Origin of the sequence: Sphingomonas sp. BAUL-RG-20F-R05-02 (assembly GCF_022662305.1) — a bacterium.
In the GTDB taxonomy this organism is placed as follows: Bacteria; Pseudomonadota; Alphaproteobacteria; order Sphingomonadales; family Sphingomonadaceae; genus Sphingomonas.
The window spans coordinates 447066-462824 of record NZ_JAKNQH010000001.1 but is presented as its reverse complement, the minus strand read 5'-3'; the positions used below and the strand labels follow the sequence as shown (position 1 = coordinate 462824).

The following is a 15759-nucleotide window of genomic DNA, read 5'->3' as shown; positions in this document are numbered from 1 at the left end:
GGCTTCGTGAGTTACGCTCTGGTCAACGGATTAGCACGTGGGGCAGCGTCCCGGGAGGTTGCGGCTCCACGCCTGATCCGACCCACTAGAATCCGCGGGCAGTCGGCGTCAGCGTGTCTGACATGCCATAGGGGAGCAACAAAGATGCGCTTCAACATCAACGGACAGGTTCACGAAGTGGACGTGGACATCCGAACCAGCCTCCTCGATCTGTGTCGGGAGCATCTGTCCCTCACCGGTTCGAAAAAGGGGTGTGATCACGGCCAGTGCGGGGCGTGCACCATGCTCGTTAATGGCCGCCGTGTGAACAGTTGCCTGTCGCTCGCGGTGATGCACCAGAACGATGAGATCACGACGATCGAAGGGTTGGGCAATCCCGAGGCGCTTCACCCGATGCAGGAAGCGTTCCTGCATCATGATGGTTATCAGTGCGGCTATTGCACATCGGGCCAGATCTGTTCGGCGGTCGGTATGCTCGACGAGGCTGCGAAAGGTTGGCCGAGCCATGTGTCCGCCGATCTGGAGAACGTCACGCTCGATAACGCGGAAATATCCGAACGGATGAGCGGCAACCTCTGCCGCTGCGCCGCGTACCCGAACATCGTCGATGCGATCACCGAAGTCTCTCTCCGTGACGCTGATGCCAAAGAGGGGGTCGCCGCATGAAGACGTTCGACTATCTGTTGGCGGAAAGCCCAGAACAGGCGGCAGCAGCGGCGACCGAGCCGACCACGCATTTTATTGCCGGTGGTACGAACCTGCTCGACCTGATGAAGTTGCAGGTCGAGACACCCGCGCGGCTCGTCGACGTCAGCCGTCTCGACCTCGCCCAGATCGTGGAACGGGATGACGGCGGCCTGACAATCGGGGCGATGGTGCCGAACAGCGATCTTGCCGCCGACCCGCGCGTGATCTCGCGCTACCCTGTACTGAGCCGGGCGCTGCTGGCTGGTGCCACCGGACAATTGCGGAACAAGGCGAGCACCGGCGGCAACCTGCTGCAACGCACGCGTTGTTACTATTTCTATGACGTCGCTACGCCGTGCAACAAGCGCGATCCCGGCAGCGGCTGCTCCGCGATCGGCGGCGTCAATCGCATTCTGGCGGTGCTGGGCACCAGCGACCAGTGTATCGCGACGCACCCAAGTGATATGGCTGTGGCGATGCGTGCGCTCGATGCGACGGTCGTCACGGTGAAGGCGGATGGTGGCAGCAACCGTATCGCGATCGGCGACTTTCATCGCCTGCCAGGCGACACACCCCATATCGACACGGTGCTGGAGCAGGGCGAACTCATCACCCATGTCGAGCTGCCCGCTCCACCAGCCGGCCGGCAGGCGTATCGCAAGGTGCGAGATCGCGCCTCCTACGCCTTCGCGCTGGTTTCTGTCGCCGGTGTCGTCGACGTGCAGGATGGCCGGATCGCCTCGGCTGCGCTTGCTTTCGGAGGGCTGGCGCACAAGCCGTGGCGCGACACGGCTGTTGAAACGGCGCTGATCGGGCAAGCGCCGACCGCGTCGGTCTTCAATGCGGCGGCGGATGCGCTCGTCGCCGAGGCCCGTGGCTTCGGCGATAACGATTTCAAAATCCCGCTCGCCCGGCGGACTCTCGCGGCGACGCTCCATGAACTGACGGGAGTTGAATGATGTTCGGGTTCGGCCACACCAATAAACTGCGCATGGACGAAGCGCAGCCCACCAGCCTGCTCGACCTCGGTGCGCAAAACGTCATCGGCAAACCGCTAGATCGCTACGAAGGGCCGCTAAAGGTCACGGGCCAAGCGCCTTATTCGGCCGAGTACAGCTTCCCCGACATGGTGTATGGCGTGCTGGTCGGAGCCCGGATCGCGTCGGGCCGCGTGGTGTCGATAGATGCCGATGCGGTCAAATCGCTACCGGGCGTGATCGACGTCGTCACGGACTACAAAGCTTTCATCCGTAACTCCGGGCAGGGCGGCGAGACCAAGTCGCCGACGCAGGGTGTGGAAGAAATCGCGTATTTCGGTCAGGTGATCGCAATCGTGCTGGCGGAAAACTATGAGGCCGCGCGCGACGCAGCGATCCAGCTTCCCGTAGCTTATGAAAACGGGGAAGGGCGCTTCGACTTCGCGGCGCACAAGAGCGAAACGGATACGCCGCCACCGAACAACACGCCCGCCCACTTCTCGCAGGGCGACATTGCGGCGGCAATGTCAGAAGCGGCCACCACCGTGGACGAGACGTTCACCACCCCCAGCCAGAACTCGGCGGCGATGGAGCCGCACGCATCGGTGGCGATGTGGGAGGACGACAAGCTGATCGTGTACGGCGCGTACCAGATCCCGACCAAAGATGCGATGCAGCTTGCCGATGCGCTTGGCTTGTCCAAGGACAAGGTGCGGATCGTCGCGCCCTACATCGGTGGCGGCTTTGGTTCGAAGCTTGGCATCGCACCGGAGACGACCGCAGCGGCAATCGCTGCCAAGCGGCTCGGCCGGCCGGTCAAGGCGGTGATGCTGCGCCAGCAGGTGTTCGACGCCACCGTACGCCGCTCGAACACCGAGCAGCGCATCAGGCTGGCTGCCGATGCTTACGGGCGACTGATCGGCATCGGCCATGAGACGCTGACGTCCAATCTTCCGGGCGAAGATTTCTTTGAGCCATCGGGTATTGGAACGCACTTCCTGTATCCGGGCGAGAACCGGCTCATCACGCATGATCAGGTGCGATTGAACCTCGTCCTGTCTGGCTCGATGCGTGCGCCGGGAGAAGCATCGGGTATGCTGGCACTTGAAGTCGCGATGGACATGCTCGCCGAGAAGATGGAACTCGATCCCATTGAACTGCGGCGCCGCAACGAACCACTCGTCGACCCCGAGAAGAACATTCCGTATTCGTCCCGGTCGCTGCGCCAATGTCTTGACGAGGGTGCCGAGCGTTTCGGCTGGGACGCGCGACACGCGCGGCCGGGTCAACGTCGCGAAGGCGAATGGCTGATCGGTATGGGCGTCGCCAGCGCGGCTCGCAGCAACATATTGCAGCAGGAAGAAGCCCGCGTGCGGATCGACGCTTCTGGGCACGCGATGATCGAAACAGCAATGACGGACATCGGCACCGGGACCTATTCTGTGCTGTCCCAGGTGGCCGGTGAGTTGCTCGGCCTGGATCCGCGCGTGATCGAGATCCGGATGGGCGACAGCGATCTGCCTGCGTCTAACGGGTCTGGCGGGTCATGGGGCGCGTGTGGCTCCGGGTCGGCCGTATATCTCGCGTGCGAGGAACTGCGTCGGCAGATCGCAAAGGCACTCGGTGTGGAGCCGGATGCGATGACGCTGAAAGATGGTCATGCCATCGCGGGCAACCGCTCCGTCCCGCTCTCGGAGATCGTCGGCGAGGGGATGGAAGCGACGGGTTCGATCAGTCCGGGCAAGCAGAAGGATGCGGTGACCCAGGCATCGTTCGGCGCGCATTTCGCGGAGGTCGCCGTCAACGCGGTGACTGGCGAAACCCGCGTTCGCCGAATGCTGGGGGTCTTTGCTGCCGGGCGGATCCTCAACGAGAAGACCGCCCGGTCGCAGTGCCTCGGCGGAATGACCTTCGGCATCGGCGCGGCGCTGACGGAGGAGGTTCTGCACGACACGCGCAACGGCAAGCTCGTCAACCACGACCTTGCCGAATATCATATCCCGGTGAATGCGGACGTTCCTCAGCTGGAAGTCCACTTCGTGTCCGAGCGCGACCATCACGCTAACCCGCTGCATGCCAAGGGCATTGGCGAACTCGGCATCTCGGGTGCGGGCGCGTCGATCGCCAACGCAATCTACAACGCGTGTGGGGTGCGGGTGCGCGATTACCCACTGACGCTCGACAAGGTCCTTCACGGGATGATGGAGCTTGAACAAAAGGGTCAGCCCGTCTGACCCGATCGCAACGGCCACACGGAAACGCGCGGATGCCCTTGCTACGGGACATCCGCGCGCCTGCTTAAGGTCATCTTAGTTGATCGAGGCTAGGCAATGGGTCATGACCATCCGTGCCGATGTAACCGAGACAACGATCAAGCAGGCCGCGCGCATGTCGGGCGAGCTGGGCATCCGTACACTCGACTTGCAAGCCGATATCGCGGCGCTTGCCGAACGGGTGACAGCGCAGGCAGCGACGATCGACAACGTCGGACAGGATGCGAACATCCTGTCCGGGGACGTCGATGACGTCGCGGCAGCCGCCCGCGAGGCGCGTAATGACACCGCGGCTGCGAAGATTGTCATCAAGGATTCGACAGCGCAACTCGGCACCGCAACCGGCGACGTGGTGGATCTGATTGGACAGGTCAGCCGCATTCACGATGGGCTCGGCTCGTTCAACGATGCCTTGAACGAAGTCGGCTACATCAGCGCCAGCATCAACGTCATCGCCAAGCAGACCAATCTTCTTGCCCTCAACGCGACGATCGAAGCCGCGCGAGCGGGCGACGCGGGCCTCGGCTTTGGCGTAGTCGCGAGCGAGGTGAAAAAGCTGGCGGGCGAAACCGCATCCGCTACCAAGCGGATTGAGCAGTCGATCACCAAACTGACCCAGGAAGCCGGCGGCATGCTGGAGCGGATCGGGCAGGGCGTGGCCAAGGCGCAGTCCGCACATCGCAGCGCGCAAGGGATTGAGGCGCTGGTCGATCATCTGAGATCGCTGATGCTGGGGCTGGAACGTAATAGCGACAGCGTTGCAGAGCGGGTCGAATCGATGGTTCAGGCGGTCGACCGCGTCCGCGCGGGTCTGGTTGCGCTGACCAGCGCCTCCTCGCAGAACGCGGCCGGACTCCAGCAGCTTTCCACGCGGGTCTCCGGCGTGAGCGACGATACCAATGCGTTGCTTCAGATGCTGGCGGAGAGCGGGTCGGAGATGCCCGATTCTCCCTACATCCGCTTCGGTCTGGATGTCGCGCGTTCCGTCGGAGAGGGGCTTGCCGCAGCCGTCACATCGGGAGAGATCGCGCTTGGAACGATACTAAGCGATAGCTACGCCCCGGTAGCGAACAGCAACCCACCGTTGTTTACGCACCCCGCGCAACCGCTGCTGACCCGGCTGGCGAGACCGCATCAGGAGCATGCGCGTCAGTTGCCGGGCTTCTTCGGCATGAGCTTTACCGACCGGAACTGTTTCGGAGCGGTCGCGATGCCGGAACGATCGCTCGCCCAGCGGCCGAACGATCCGACCTGGAACCAGGAATATTCGCGCGCCGGCCTGATCTACAGCTATCCGGAAACCCGTATCCAGGTCCGCACCGAGACGCCGTTCTGCCTGAAGGCGTACCGGCGCCCGCTTACCAAGGGAGGCGTGGTGTTGCTGAAGCAGGTGATTGCCTCGATCTGGGTTGAGAGTCGCCATTGGGGCGTTCTGCAACTCGCCTACGAAAATCAGGACTGACGCTGCCGCAACCCTCGCATGCACCTTACGTGCTATTCACGAGAATGGCCGAGCCTGAAACTCCGGTCCGGAGAAATATCGGATCAGCCGTTGCCGGACACTATCTTCCAGCCGGATGTTGCGCCGGCGGCGGTCTGTGGGATCCGCGCGGACGTTCACGAACCCGCGCTGCTGTAACGCCGCAAGATGGCGCAAGCCCGTTGAACCCGGTACCGTCGCGCCAACGCAGACGCTGGTGATTGATACATCGCCACGCTCCTCTCCGGTTATGAACAGGTCCAGGAGAAGATCCCACGCTGGGTCGCGGAACAGGTCGGCGACTTCCGCCAGTTCGGTGTCACGTCGCCGCCGCGCGCGTGCCACCCGCTTTGCGGAGGCGAGGGCGCGTTCCGCATCCGTGCGGGGCAGCTCGGGGACGATCGGCTCGCCACGTCGCCGCTGCTCGTCGGCAAACTGCAGGCTGAGGTCGCGGGTCGCCGCCTCAACGCGCGCAAGTGCTTCATGAATACTCATCGTGACGGTGACCATGATTGATCTACCTTGAAAGAACGCAGACGCAGCTGGTGGCGGATCGCCCCAACAGCTGGCAGAGCGGCGGTGACATACGCCCACTTCGTCAAGATGACGTAGTACGCGAGCGGATCAAGTTGAGTGATCGCCAGCTTCGCGATGTGCGCCAACACGACACACATCTGTAGCGAGGCAAGGAGCATGGTCCAGATGCGGTTTGCTTTCATAGCAAGGCAGATAAGAGCGGCCGCTAAAGCGATGTCCAACAGGACCACGACCGGACTTGCCGTGCGGTAGCTCAACTGGAAGCCTTCGACCGACACTTTTGTCGCGAGTGCCGCAATACCGATCGACACAGCCGCAATTCGCTCGGGTCCGCCGCCCTTCCAGAGCGGCGGCACGATGCACACGATCACCCAAAGATCGAACATTTCGAGAGCGTGCATATCCACCTGTCGCAAGATTGGGTTTGTTAACTGGCGATCCGGAGCGATCGCGAATCTTCAACTGGCGTTGCCGAGGGTTTGTCCCCGTAGTCGCCGAAGGCGGTTGCCGGCAGACCGAAGTCAGCGCGAAGTTCGTCAAGCGAGATATGCAGTGCGTCGATCGACTTGGCTGCGTCGACCATCGAGTTAAGGCACAGGTTGATCTGTTCGATCGCCTTTACACCGACGCCGAACGGCGCCCGTGCCTTCAGGCGACCTTCACCGATGGCGGTCATCAAACGTCCGGCATTGGCGAAAGCGGACTCGAAGTCCCCTTCAAGTGCACGGAGCGGCGGCGCGATCTTTTGCCCGACATGCAGGCGGTCATTAAGCTTGGACATGGTTTCTCCCCGCCGCGCGGTTGGAAACCGGCGCGACTGCGTTAGCGGTGCGGTGCTGAACTTTCGCTCCTGAGTACGCGGGCGACGCTTTCTCCACCTGCGATCAGAATGAAGACCGAGAAGATGAGTCCTATGGTCAGACCGAAAATCAACGCCGATCGTTGCCATAGGCCCAGTGTTATCAGCCGTCCCTGCGAAGCCGGTTCAGACTTCACCGGCAAGGGCGACACTGCCGGCTCGACCTCCTGTATTTCTATCCGGTTTTCACCCGTCCGTAGATTTCCCGGTGTCCCGCGCTCGTGCTCCGCGAGCAGCCGCGCAGCTTCCAGCGAGCTGCCGGCGCCGATCCGACGGGTCGCCTCCGCGAGGTGATCCTCCACCGTTCGCGGAGAAAGCCCCATGGCGGCGGCCACTTCCTTGGGCCGCATCGGGGCAGCCAGAAGCCTCAGCGCCTCGCGCTGGCGTGATGTAAGTGTGTCGATTCGCGAACGGTCCATTGTGGGGATTGTTGCGACAATCCTGGCGGATAGGGAAGCTCTCGCCGTGTGGTCAGGTGTGCGTGCGGCACCGAGTTAGGTGGCTCTTTGGTGCTGCCGTGACGCGATACCATACGGCTGGCGGAAGAGGTGGGATTCGAACCCACGGAACGGTTGCCCGCTCGCCGGTTTTCAAGACCGGTTCCTTAAACCACTCGGACACTCTTCCATACCACAGCCGACCTGCCGGGTCAGACACGCATGAGGCGGCCCCCAACGTCGTCCGATCAACTGCGAACCGCCTGCGCCCGCTTACGTCGAGAACGGCAATTTGTGCAAGAGGTGCGGTCTTTGGGGGTTCATGTCGGCGTGGGCTTGTGCCAGTGTCGCCGCATGTGGGGCTTACCAAAAACCTTGACGATCTTGGGCGCGGCGTTGGCGCTGCTTGGCTGCGGGATGCCGGTGGCGCCGGCACACGCCCAGGACGACTCCAGCTTTCAGAGCTTTCTCGCGCAGTTGCGTGTGCAGGCACGTTCGGAAGGCGTATCGGAGCGGACGCTCGATGCGGTGCTGCCGAGTCTGACGTTAAATCAGCGCGTGATCGATCTTGATCGTCAGCAACCAGGAAATCCCGCCAGTACGGCGGTGCCGCCCTATGCGCCGTACCGGATCGCCCACGTCGATGCGCAGCGGATCAGCCGTGGCCGCGCCGCCTATCAGGCGCAGCGGTGGCGGCTGCGCAAGATTGAAGATGAGACGGGCGTGCCCGAATCGATCATGGTGGCGATTTGGGGTAACGAAACCAATTACGGCGTGGTGATGGGCGGCTTCGATCTGCCACGTGCGCTGGCATCGCTAGCGTTTGAAGGGCGCCGTCGTGCGCTGTTCACGGAAGAGTTCATCGGCGCGCTGAAGATGATCGATAACGGCGTGCCGCGTTCCAAGCTGGTGGGAAGCTGGGCCGGCGCCACCGGCGGACCGCAATTCCTGCCGTCTGTCTACAATCGGCTCGCGCGCGATGGTGACGGTGACGGGCGGGCGGATATCTGGACAAGCGATGCCGACACGCTCGCCTCGATCGGCAATTACTTCGTCAATGCCGGCTGGCGGCGTGGTCAGCCCTGGGGCGTGGCGGTGAACGTGCCGGCGGGGTTCGATCGGTCGCAAGTGGTCAATCGCATGGTCAGCCCGCGTTGCCCACGTGTGTTCCAGCGGCATAGCGGCTGGAAGACGATGGCGGAGTGGCGCGCGCTTGGCATTACGTCGCAGAGCCGCTCATGGCCGCCGGATAACGTGCTCGCCACCTTGATCGAACCCGACGGCGCCGGCAACACCGCTTATCTCCTGACCGGGAATTACCGCGTGATCCTCGATTACAATTGCTCGAACTTCTACGCGTTATCGGTCGGGCTGCTCTCCGATGCGGTTGCGCAGTGATGCTGTTGCTGATCGCCGTGTCGGCCGTTCTCGGTAGTGCGGATCGCCACCATGCCCCGGCCGCGCCCGCAGACACGCCGCGCGCGGGCTGGTCACAGCCGGTGCAACCCGCGCCACCCGTTCAGGATGCGCTGCCGCCGGACATGCCGCAGGGCGCCGGACCGCGCGCGACTTCAGGCGGGCAGGTGTTCGATACGGTCGCGGTGGCGCAGCCGGATGACGGCGGGGCACGAGGCATCTCGGTCGCGGCGGCGGGCGCGGCCCCGGGCAACTTCGTCGAACTGACCGAACTTGGCGGCGGGCGCACTGTCCTCGCAATGGTCGCGGCCAGTCAGGCGCCTGGCGGCGTCGTGTTGTTGTCGGAAGGTGCGTTCCACGCGCTCGGTATCGCGCCCGGCGTGGGCGTTCGTGTACGCGCCGCCCTGCCGAGCCCGCAGGACCAGACCGCGCTTCGCGCTGGCGCTCCGGCTTCGGCGCGCATCGACGCGCCCGAGGTTCTGCTCAAGGCGTTGCGCAAGCGCGTACCGCAAGCGATGGCGTCTGCACCCGTGCACCTCCCGCCGAAGCGCGACCAGTCTCAACCGCAGGTGGATGAGGTCGCGCCTGCGCCGGTGGCACCGCGCGCCGTCGGCCGATCGCCACTTCGGGCAAGTGCAACCAATCCAACCCCTCGCGATCCGGTACCGTCGACACGTGCGGCGCGGGCGGCGCCGCGTGCGGCGGCCCCGGTGCTGCGCTCCGGCTACATCGTGCAGGTCGCGGCGCTCTCGGCCGCCGCACGTGCCAACCAGCTCGCCCGGACGCTGGGCGGGCGGGTCGTCGGCGGTGGTGGGCTGTACCGCGTGCAGCTTGGGCCTTACGGCGATCTCGCATCGGCCAATCGCGCGCGTGACGGCGCGGCGCGGCGCGGCTATCGCGACGCGCGTGTCGCGCACACCGACTAGACTTCCAGCGTAACAGGACCGTCCCATGAAGAAACTGATCGCCGCTTCCGTCATCGCGCTCGTCGCGGTGCAGCCCGTCCTTGCCGCCGCGCCGGTGTTCGATACGCCCGCCCCGGTTGCGTATATGGAAGATATGTCGTCCGGCTCGATCCTGTACCAGAAGGATGCCGATCGCCGCATGCCGCCGGCGTCGCTCGCCAAGATGATGACGGTCTATGTCGCGTTCAGCCTCGTGAAGAGCGGCGACCTCAAGCTCGACCAGATGATCGAGATGCAGCCCGAAACGTGGCGCAAATGGCATTCGCAAGGCTCGACCATGTTCCTGTCATCGGGCGAAAAGGTCAGCGTGGCCGATCTGCTGTACGGTATCGTAACGCTGTCGGGCAACGATGCCTGTGTCGTGCTGGCGGAGGGCATCTCGGGTTCGGAACCGGCGTTCGTCGAGCGGATGAACCGTGAGGCGGCGAAGATCGGCCTCAAGAACAGCCACTTCGGTACGTCGAACGGTTGGCCCGATGGCGGCGTGACCTACGTCACCGCGCGCGACCTCGCGACGTTGGCCAAGGCGACGATCACCAATTTCCCCGACCTCTATAAACGCTTCTACTCGCGGCCCGATTTCACCTGGGGCAAGACGCTGGGCGCGGGCGCCGCGATCAAGCAGGATAACCGCGATCCGCTGCTCGGCCGCGTCGCCGGCGCCGATGGCCTGAAGACCGGTCATACCGAGGAGGCGGGCTACGGCTTCACCGGCTCGGCGATCCAGAACGGGCGCCGTCTCGTCATGGTATTGGCCGGGCTCGGCACTTACGGCCAGCGCGCGGACGAATCGGTCAAGTTCATGAACTGGGGCTTCCGCACATGGCAGGCCAAACCGATCGTCGCGAAGGGCAAGAAGGTCGAGACCGCCGAGGTGCAGGGCGGCAGCACCAATCACGTCGATCTGGTCGCCGGCTCGAACCTGACCGCGACTTTGCCGGCGGGCGTCGGCTCGGAAATATCGCTGAAGGTTTCCTATGACGGTCCGATCAAGGCGCCGATCAAGGCCGGTCAGCACATCGCCGATCTGATCGTCACCGCGCCCGATATGCCTGCACAGAAGCTGCCGCTGGTCGCCGCAACCGACGTGGCCGAGGCGGGTTTCTTCGGTCGGGTCTGGGCCGGGCTGATGGGCCTGTTCGGCGCCTGACACCATGAGCACATGCGGACGCTTCATCTCGCTCGAAGGCGGGGAGGGCGCTGGCAAGTCAACGCAGGCACGATTGATCGCCGAGGAGCTGCGCGCGCGCGGCCTGGAGGTGGTCGTCACCCGTGAACCCGGCGGCAGCGAGGGCGCGGAGGCTATCCGCGCGCTGCTGCTGCAGGGCGCGCAGGGTCGATGGAGCGTACGCAGCGAAGCCTTGCTCTTCGCCGCGGCGCGCGCCGATCATATCGAGAAGACCATTGCCCCCGCGATCCGCTCCGGCGCGTGGGTCATCTGTGACCGGTATCTCGACAGCAGCCGCGCCTATCAGGGGCTGGCCGGCGGTATCGACGATGCCGAAATCCTCGCGCTACACGCGTTCGGCGCCGGCGGACTGCTGCCTGATCGTACCTTCGTCCTTGAGGTGCCAGTGGAACAGGGCCGCGCCCGTGCGGAAAGTCGCGATGGTGCCGCGGCTGATCGCTTCGCCGCACGGGGAGACAAATTCCACGCCGATGTCGCCGCTGCTTTCCGGCGGTTCGCAGCTAACGACCCGGAGCGCTTCCGGATTGTCGACGCCGTAGCCAGCCCGCAAAGCATCACACAAGCGTTGCTGGATGGCCTTGCCGACCTTTTGCCTGCCCTAGCATGACGTCAGCCTTACCGATCGGCAACGATTCCGCACACGCTGTGTTCGCGGCCGCGATGGCGAGCGGTTCACTGCATCATGCATGGCTGTTCGCCGGTCCGGAAGGGACTGGAAAGGCGCGTTTCGCCCGCGCCGCGGCGCTGCGCCTGCTGGCCGAGGCGGCGGCGCCGGGCATGCTGCCCCCCGGCTTCGACATACCGGAAAGCAACCAAACACGCCGGCTGATCGAGGCTGGCTCCCATCCTGACTATCGCGAAATCAAACGCTTACCGAAGGAATCCGATAAGACGGGTCAGGAGTTGGCACGCAGTATCACCATCGCGCAGGTGCGCGGATTACTGCCGATGTTCGCGATGAAACCGTCGCTCTCACCCCGTCGGGTTGTCCTGATCGACGCTATCGACGATGTCGAGCGACCTGGCGCATCTAACGCGCTGCTCAAGAGCCTTGAGGAGCCGCCGGCGGGAACCATCTTTATCCTTATCAGCCATGCGCCAGGCCGCCTGCTGCCGACGATCCGCTCCCGGTGCCGCACGCTGCGCTTCGATCCGCTCGGGAGCGAGGATATGCGCGCGGTCATCCAGGCAAACCTCGGGCAGGCTACGGATGCCGAAGTCGCGGCGTTGGTGCGGGCGGGGGCCGGATCGCCGGGGCGAGCGCTTGGGTTCGCCGGCCTTGACTTAGCTGCGCTGGATGATGCGCTCGCCGCGATCGCGCGCGATGGCGACCGCAGCAACGCACGGCGGGTGAAGTTGTCCAAGGCGCTCGCTCCGAAAGCCGCACAGCCCCGCTACGAGGCGTTTCTAGATCGCGCACCCGCTTTCATTGCGGAGATGGCGCGTGGCCAGCATGGCGAGCGCCTGCGCGTCGCGCTCGACAGCTACGACGCGGCACGTGCCTTATCGACGACGGCACGCGCACTGTCGCTAGACGCACAGGGCACGGTGTATGAAATGGCCGGCCTCGTTGCGAAGCTCGCCGTGCCGGCCTAGAGGATCGGCATGGCCGAACCCTATTACATCACCACCGCAATCAGCTACCCCAACGGCAAGCCGCACATCGGCCACGCCTATGAAGCCATTGCCGCCGACGCGATCGCGCGTTTCCATCGGCAGGCCGGCCGTGACGTCCGCTTCCAGACCGGCACCGATGAACACGGCCTCAAAATGGTGCAAACCGCCCGCGACAAGGGAGTCGAGGTACGCGCGCTTGCAGATGAGATGTCCGGCCTTTTCAGGTCCATGTGCGACAGCCTTGATATCTCGTATGATCGCTTCATTCGCACGACTGAACCGGACCATCACCGCGCCAGCCAGGCGATCTGGCAAGCGATGGCGGACGCCGGTGATCTGTACCTAAGCCGTTACGAAGGCTGGTACTCGGTTCGCGACGAGGCATTCTACGATGAAAAGGAACTGATCGACGGGGACGGGGGCACGAAGCTGTCGCCGCAAGGCACGCCTGTCACCTGGACGGCGGAGGAGAGCTGGTTTTTTCGCCTTTCAAAGTACCAGCAGCCTTTACTCGACCACTATGCCGCGCATCCAGACTTCATCCGCCCTGACAGCCGTCGCAACGAGGTGCTGCGCTTCGTGGAAGGCGGCCTTGCCGACCTGTCGATTTCCCGCACCAGCTTCGATTGGGGCGTCAAGGTGCCGGGCAGCGATGGTCACGTCATGTATGTCTGGGTCGATGCGCTGACCAACTATCTCACCGGCGCGGGCTATCCCGATGACGGGCAGACACTTGCGCGATTTTGGCCAGCCGATCTCCACCTTATCGGCAAGGATATCGTGCGATTTCATGCTGTTTATTGGCCGGCGTTCCTGATGAGTGCGAAGCTTGCGCTTCCGAAGATGGTATTCGGACACGGCTTTCTGCTTAACCGTGGTGAGAAGATGTCGAAGTCGCTCGGCAACGTCACCGATCCGGCCGACCTGATCGCCCTCTTCGGGGTCGATGCCGTGCGCTATTTCCTGTTGCGCGAGGTCAGCTTCGGTCAGGACGGCAGCTATTCGGCCGATGCGATCGTCACGCGCATCAACGCCGATCTCGCCAATGGCTTCGGCAATCTCGCCCAGCGCACCCTGTCGCAGATTTTCAAAAACTGCGATGCCGCGCTGCCGGCAATCCACGGCGATGATCCCGCGGACGAGGCGCTCTTGGAGGTTGTCGGCAAAGCCGTGCAACAGGCGATCCCTGCGGCGTTCGGCGATCTTGCGTTGTCGCACGCCACGGAACACTGGATGCAGGCGGTATACGCCTGCAACGCCTATATTGACGAACAGGCGCCCTGGAAGCTCCGCAAGACCGATCCCGCGCGGATGGAGACGGTGCTGGCGACGCTCTACATCTGCATCGCGCAGCTTGCAGTCGCTATCCAGCCGATCATCCCGCGCAGCGCCGCGACCTTGCTCGACCGCATGGGTATTGCCGCAAACCTGCGGGATTTCGTCGCAATCGGAACACCTTGGTACGCAGAGCTTGCCAAGAGCGGCTTCCGCCTGGAGCAGCCGGTCGGACTGTTTCCGCGATTGGAAGTCCCGGTAGAAGACGTAGGCGAGGGCGCTGCTTGATGTTCGCCGACAGCCATTGTCATCTCGATTACAAGGGATTGGGTGAGCGCCAGCAGGAGGTGCTTGCCCGCGCCCGTGCCACAGGTGTCGAGGTGATGCTGAACATCGCAACGCGGGAAAGCGAATGGGATCAGGTACTCGGCACCGCCGAGCGTGAGCCGGACGTCTGGGCAACGGTCGGCATTCACCCGCACGAAGCCGATCAGCACCCCGACGTCGGCACAGCGCGCCTGATCGAGCGTGCGCAGCATCCACGGGTTGTCGGCATCGGCGAAACCGGCCTCGATTATTATTACGACAAGAGTGACCGCGAACGTCAGCAGGCAAGTTTTCGTGCGCATATCGCCGCGGCGCGGGAAACGCAGTTGCCAATCGTCGTACACACCCGCGAGGCCGAGGATGATACTGCGGCGATCCTGCGTGAGGAGATGGAGCAGGGGGCGTTCCCCGGCGTGATCCACTGTTTCACCGCAAGCGACGCCTTTGCCGATATTGCGCTGGACCTCGGTTTCTATATTTCGATTTCGGGTATCGTGACGTTCAAGAACGCGCAGGCGTTGCAGGCGACAGCGAAGCGCCTGCCGATCGAGCGGTTGCTGATTGAGACCGACGCGCCGTTCCTCGCGCCCGTGCCGCATCGGGGTAAGGTGGGGGAACCCGCATTCGTTGCCGACACGGGCGCGTTTCTGGCTGGGTTGCGGCAGGATAGTCTCGCCGCGCTGGCGGCGGCAACCGCCAGCAATTTTTACACGTTGTTCAACAAAGTACGCATATGAAGGTGCGGGTTCTCGGATCGGGCACGTCGTCCGGTGTGCCACGGATCGGCAACGACTGGGGCGCATGCAATCCGGCTGATCCGCGCAACGCCCGCACGCGCGCGTCAATCTTGGTAGAAACTGAAACCACGCGCATCCTTGTCGACACCGGGCCGGACATGCGAGCGCAGCTGCTGGCAGCGCGGGTCGGCACGGTAGACGCGGTGATCTGGACGCACGACCATGCCGATCACACGCACGGCATCGACGATTTGCGACAGGTGTATCACGAACTCGGCCACCCGGTGCGGGGCTTCGCGCGACCTTGGACAGCCACCACTCTGACCACGCGCTTCCCCTATGTCTTCGCCGGCGCGGGCGGCTATCCACCGACCGCCACGATGGAACATCTGGCTGATACCCTCATCGTGGGAGACATCACGATCGGTGTTGTCGATCAGCCGCATGGCGCGATTACCTCCGCCGGATTGCGCTTCGAAGCCGATGCCAGGAGCCTCGGCTATGCGACCGATATCAAGGCAATGACGGAAGATGCAGAGCGGCTTTACAGCAAGCTCGACGTCTGGATCGTTGATGCCCTGCGGGAGCGCGTTCACCCGTCTCATGCCGAGCTTGCGACGACGTTGGGCTGGATCGCGACACTGAAGCCACGACGCGCGGTGCTCACGCATATGGATCAGTCGTTAGATTATGCGACGCTCGCCGGGCGGCTGCCGCGTGGGGTGGAACCGGGGTATGACGGGCTGGAGATCACGCTGTGACGGGCGACGTGCTGCTTTACGTGGTCATGCTGATGCTGCCGGTCGCTGCGTTGATCTCGCGAAGACTACCGGTCGGTGAGGTGGTGAAAATGGCGCTCGCATGGCTGGCGATCTTTGCGTTGCTGTATCTGGCGATCGCGGCATGGCAGCAAGCGACAGGCACGGGTACCGCAGCAAGAGAGCAGCCGCGGTACACCGGCAATTTAACATAATACATATTAT

General features: G+C 63.7%; 17 protein-coding genes and 1 tRNA gene. 13 read left to right on the top strand and 5 right to left on the bottom strand.

Annotated features, from left to right (window positions below):
* Positions 1-144: 144 nt before the first annotated feature.
* The 4 genes from L8F97_RS02185 (at position 145) to L8F97_RS02170 (ending at position 5399) form a co-directional block, all read left to right on the top strand.
* Entirely contained in the window at positions 145-666 is a 522-nt protein-coding gene (locus L8F97_RS02185; protein ID WP_242146353.1) for a 2Fe-2S iron-sulfur cluster-binding protein, read from the top strand.
* Positions 663-1646 carry an FAD binding domain-containing protein gene (locus L8F97_RS02180; protein ID WP_242146352.1) on the top strand — a complete coding sequence of 328 codons (984 nt, stop codon included), beginning with the start codon at positions 663-665 and terminating at the stop codon, positions 1644-1646. The genes L8F97_RS02185 and L8F97_RS02180 overlap by 4 nt, the downstream gene beginning before the upstream one ends.
* A complete protein-coding gene (locus L8F97_RS02175) occupies positions 1646-3898 on the top strand; it encodes a xanthine dehydrogenase family protein molybdopterin-binding subunit (RefSeq protein WP_242147103.1) in 2253 nt (750 codons plus the stop codon). The genes L8F97_RS02180 and L8F97_RS02175 overlap by 1 nt, the downstream gene beginning before the upstream one ends.
* Positions 3899-4001: 103 nt before the next feature.
* Positions 4002-5399: a methyl-accepting chemotaxis protein gene (locus L8F97_RS02170; protein WP_242146351.1), complete on the top strand. Its 1398-nt coding sequence runs from the start codon at positions 4002-4004 to the stop codon at positions 5397-5399.
* A 36-nt stretch (positions 5400-5435) separates the two neighbouring features.
* Here the strand turns inward: L8F97_RS02170 and L8F97_RS02165 are convergent, their stop codons facing one another.
* From L8F97_RS02165 to L8F97_RS02145, 5 genes are all read right to left on the bottom strand, one after another.
* Complete coding sequence (locus tag L8F97_RS02165; protein ID WP_242146350.1) at positions 5436-5927, bottom strand: hypothetical protein; 492 nt, start codon at positions 5925-5927, stop codon at positions 5436-5438.
* A complete protein-coding gene (locus L8F97_RS02160; RefSeq protein WP_242146349.1) occupies positions 5909-6340 on the bottom strand; it encodes a hypothetical protein in 432 nt (143 codons plus the stop codon). Before L8F97_RS02160 ends, L8F97_RS02165 begins: the two co-directional genes overlap by 19 nt.
* Before the next feature lie 41 nt (positions 6341-6381).
* Entirely contained in the window at positions 6382-6735 is a 354-nt protein-coding gene (locus L8F97_RS02155) for a hypothetical protein (RefSeq protein WP_242146348.1), read from the bottom strand.
* Between the two features lie 41 nt (positions 6736-6776).
* Positions 6777-7232 carry a LuxR C-terminal-related transcriptional regulator gene (locus L8F97_RS02150; RefSeq protein WP_242146347.1) on the bottom strand — a complete coding sequence of 152 codons (456 nt, stop codon included), beginning with the start codon at positions 7230-7232 and terminating at the stop codon, positions 6777-6779.
* A gap of 118 nt (positions 7233-7350) precedes the next feature.
* Positions 7351-7440 (bottom strand) — tRNA-Ser (locus tag L8F97_RS02145).
* Positions 7441-7604: 164 nt separating this feature from the next.
* On the opposite strand from L8F97_RS02145, the gene L8F97_RS02140 reads away from it, so the two are divergent.
* The 9 genes from L8F97_RS02140 to L8F97_RS02100 are packed head-to-tail and all read left to right on the top strand — an operon-like array spanning position 7605 to position 15749.
* Positions 7605-8648, top strand: a complete 1044-nt coding sequence (locus L8F97_RS02140; protein WP_409928991.1) for a lytic transglycosylase domain-containing protein — start codon at positions 7605-7607, stop codon at positions 8646-8648.
* Complete coding sequence (locus L8F97_RS02135) at positions 8648-9592, top strand: SPOR domain-containing protein (protein ID WP_242146346.1); 945 nt, start codon at positions 8648-8650, stop codon at positions 9590-9592. Before L8F97_RS02140 ends, L8F97_RS02135 begins: the two co-directional genes overlap by 1 nt.
* Positions 9593-9617: 25 nt before the next feature.
* On the top strand, positions 9618-10781 hold the full coding sequence (locus L8F97_RS02130) for a D-alanyl-D-alanine carboxypeptidase family protein (protein WP_242146345.1): 1164 nt from the start codon (positions 9618-9620) through the stop codon (positions 10779-10781).
* A 4-nt stretch (positions 10782-10785) separates the two neighbouring features.
* The gene (gene tmk, locus L8F97_RS02125) at positions 10786-11427 is read left to right on the top strand and encodes a dTMP kinase (RefSeq protein WP_242146344.1); all 642 of its coding nucleotides are present in this window, start codon (positions 10786-10788) and stop codon (positions 11425-11427) included.
* A complete protein-coding gene (locus tag L8F97_RS02120) occupies positions 11424-12416 on the top strand; it encodes an AAA family ATPase (protein WP_242146343.1) in 993 nt (330 codons plus the stop codon). The genes tmk and L8F97_RS02120 overlap by 4 nt, the downstream gene beginning before the upstream one ends.
* 9 nt (positions 12417-12425) lie before the next feature.
* Positions 12426-14000: a methionine--tRNA ligase gene (gene metG / locus L8F97_RS02115; RefSeq protein ID WP_242146342.1), complete on the top strand. Its 1575-nt coding sequence runs from the start codon at positions 12426-12428 to the stop codon at positions 13998-14000.
* On the top strand, positions 14000-14776 hold the full coding sequence (locus L8F97_RS02110) for a TatD family hydrolase (protein ID WP_242146341.1): 777 nt from the start codon (positions 14000-14002) through the stop codon (positions 14774-14776). The genes metG and L8F97_RS02110 overlap by 1 nt, the downstream gene beginning before the upstream one ends.
* A complete protein-coding gene (locus L8F97_RS02105; RefSeq protein WP_242146340.1) occupies positions 14773-15537 on the top strand; it encodes an MBL fold metallo-hydrolase in 765 nt (254 codons plus the stop codon). Before L8F97_RS02110 ends, L8F97_RS02105 begins: the two co-directional genes overlap by 4 nt.
* Positions 15534-15749, top strand: coding sequence for a hypothetical protein (locus tag L8F97_RS02100; RefSeq protein ID WP_242146339.1), 216 nt, complete (start codon positions 15534-15536; stop codon positions 15747-15749). The genes L8F97_RS02105 and L8F97_RS02100 overlap by 4 nt, the downstream gene beginning before the upstream one ends.
* Positions 15750-15759: the final 10 nt, after the last annotated feature.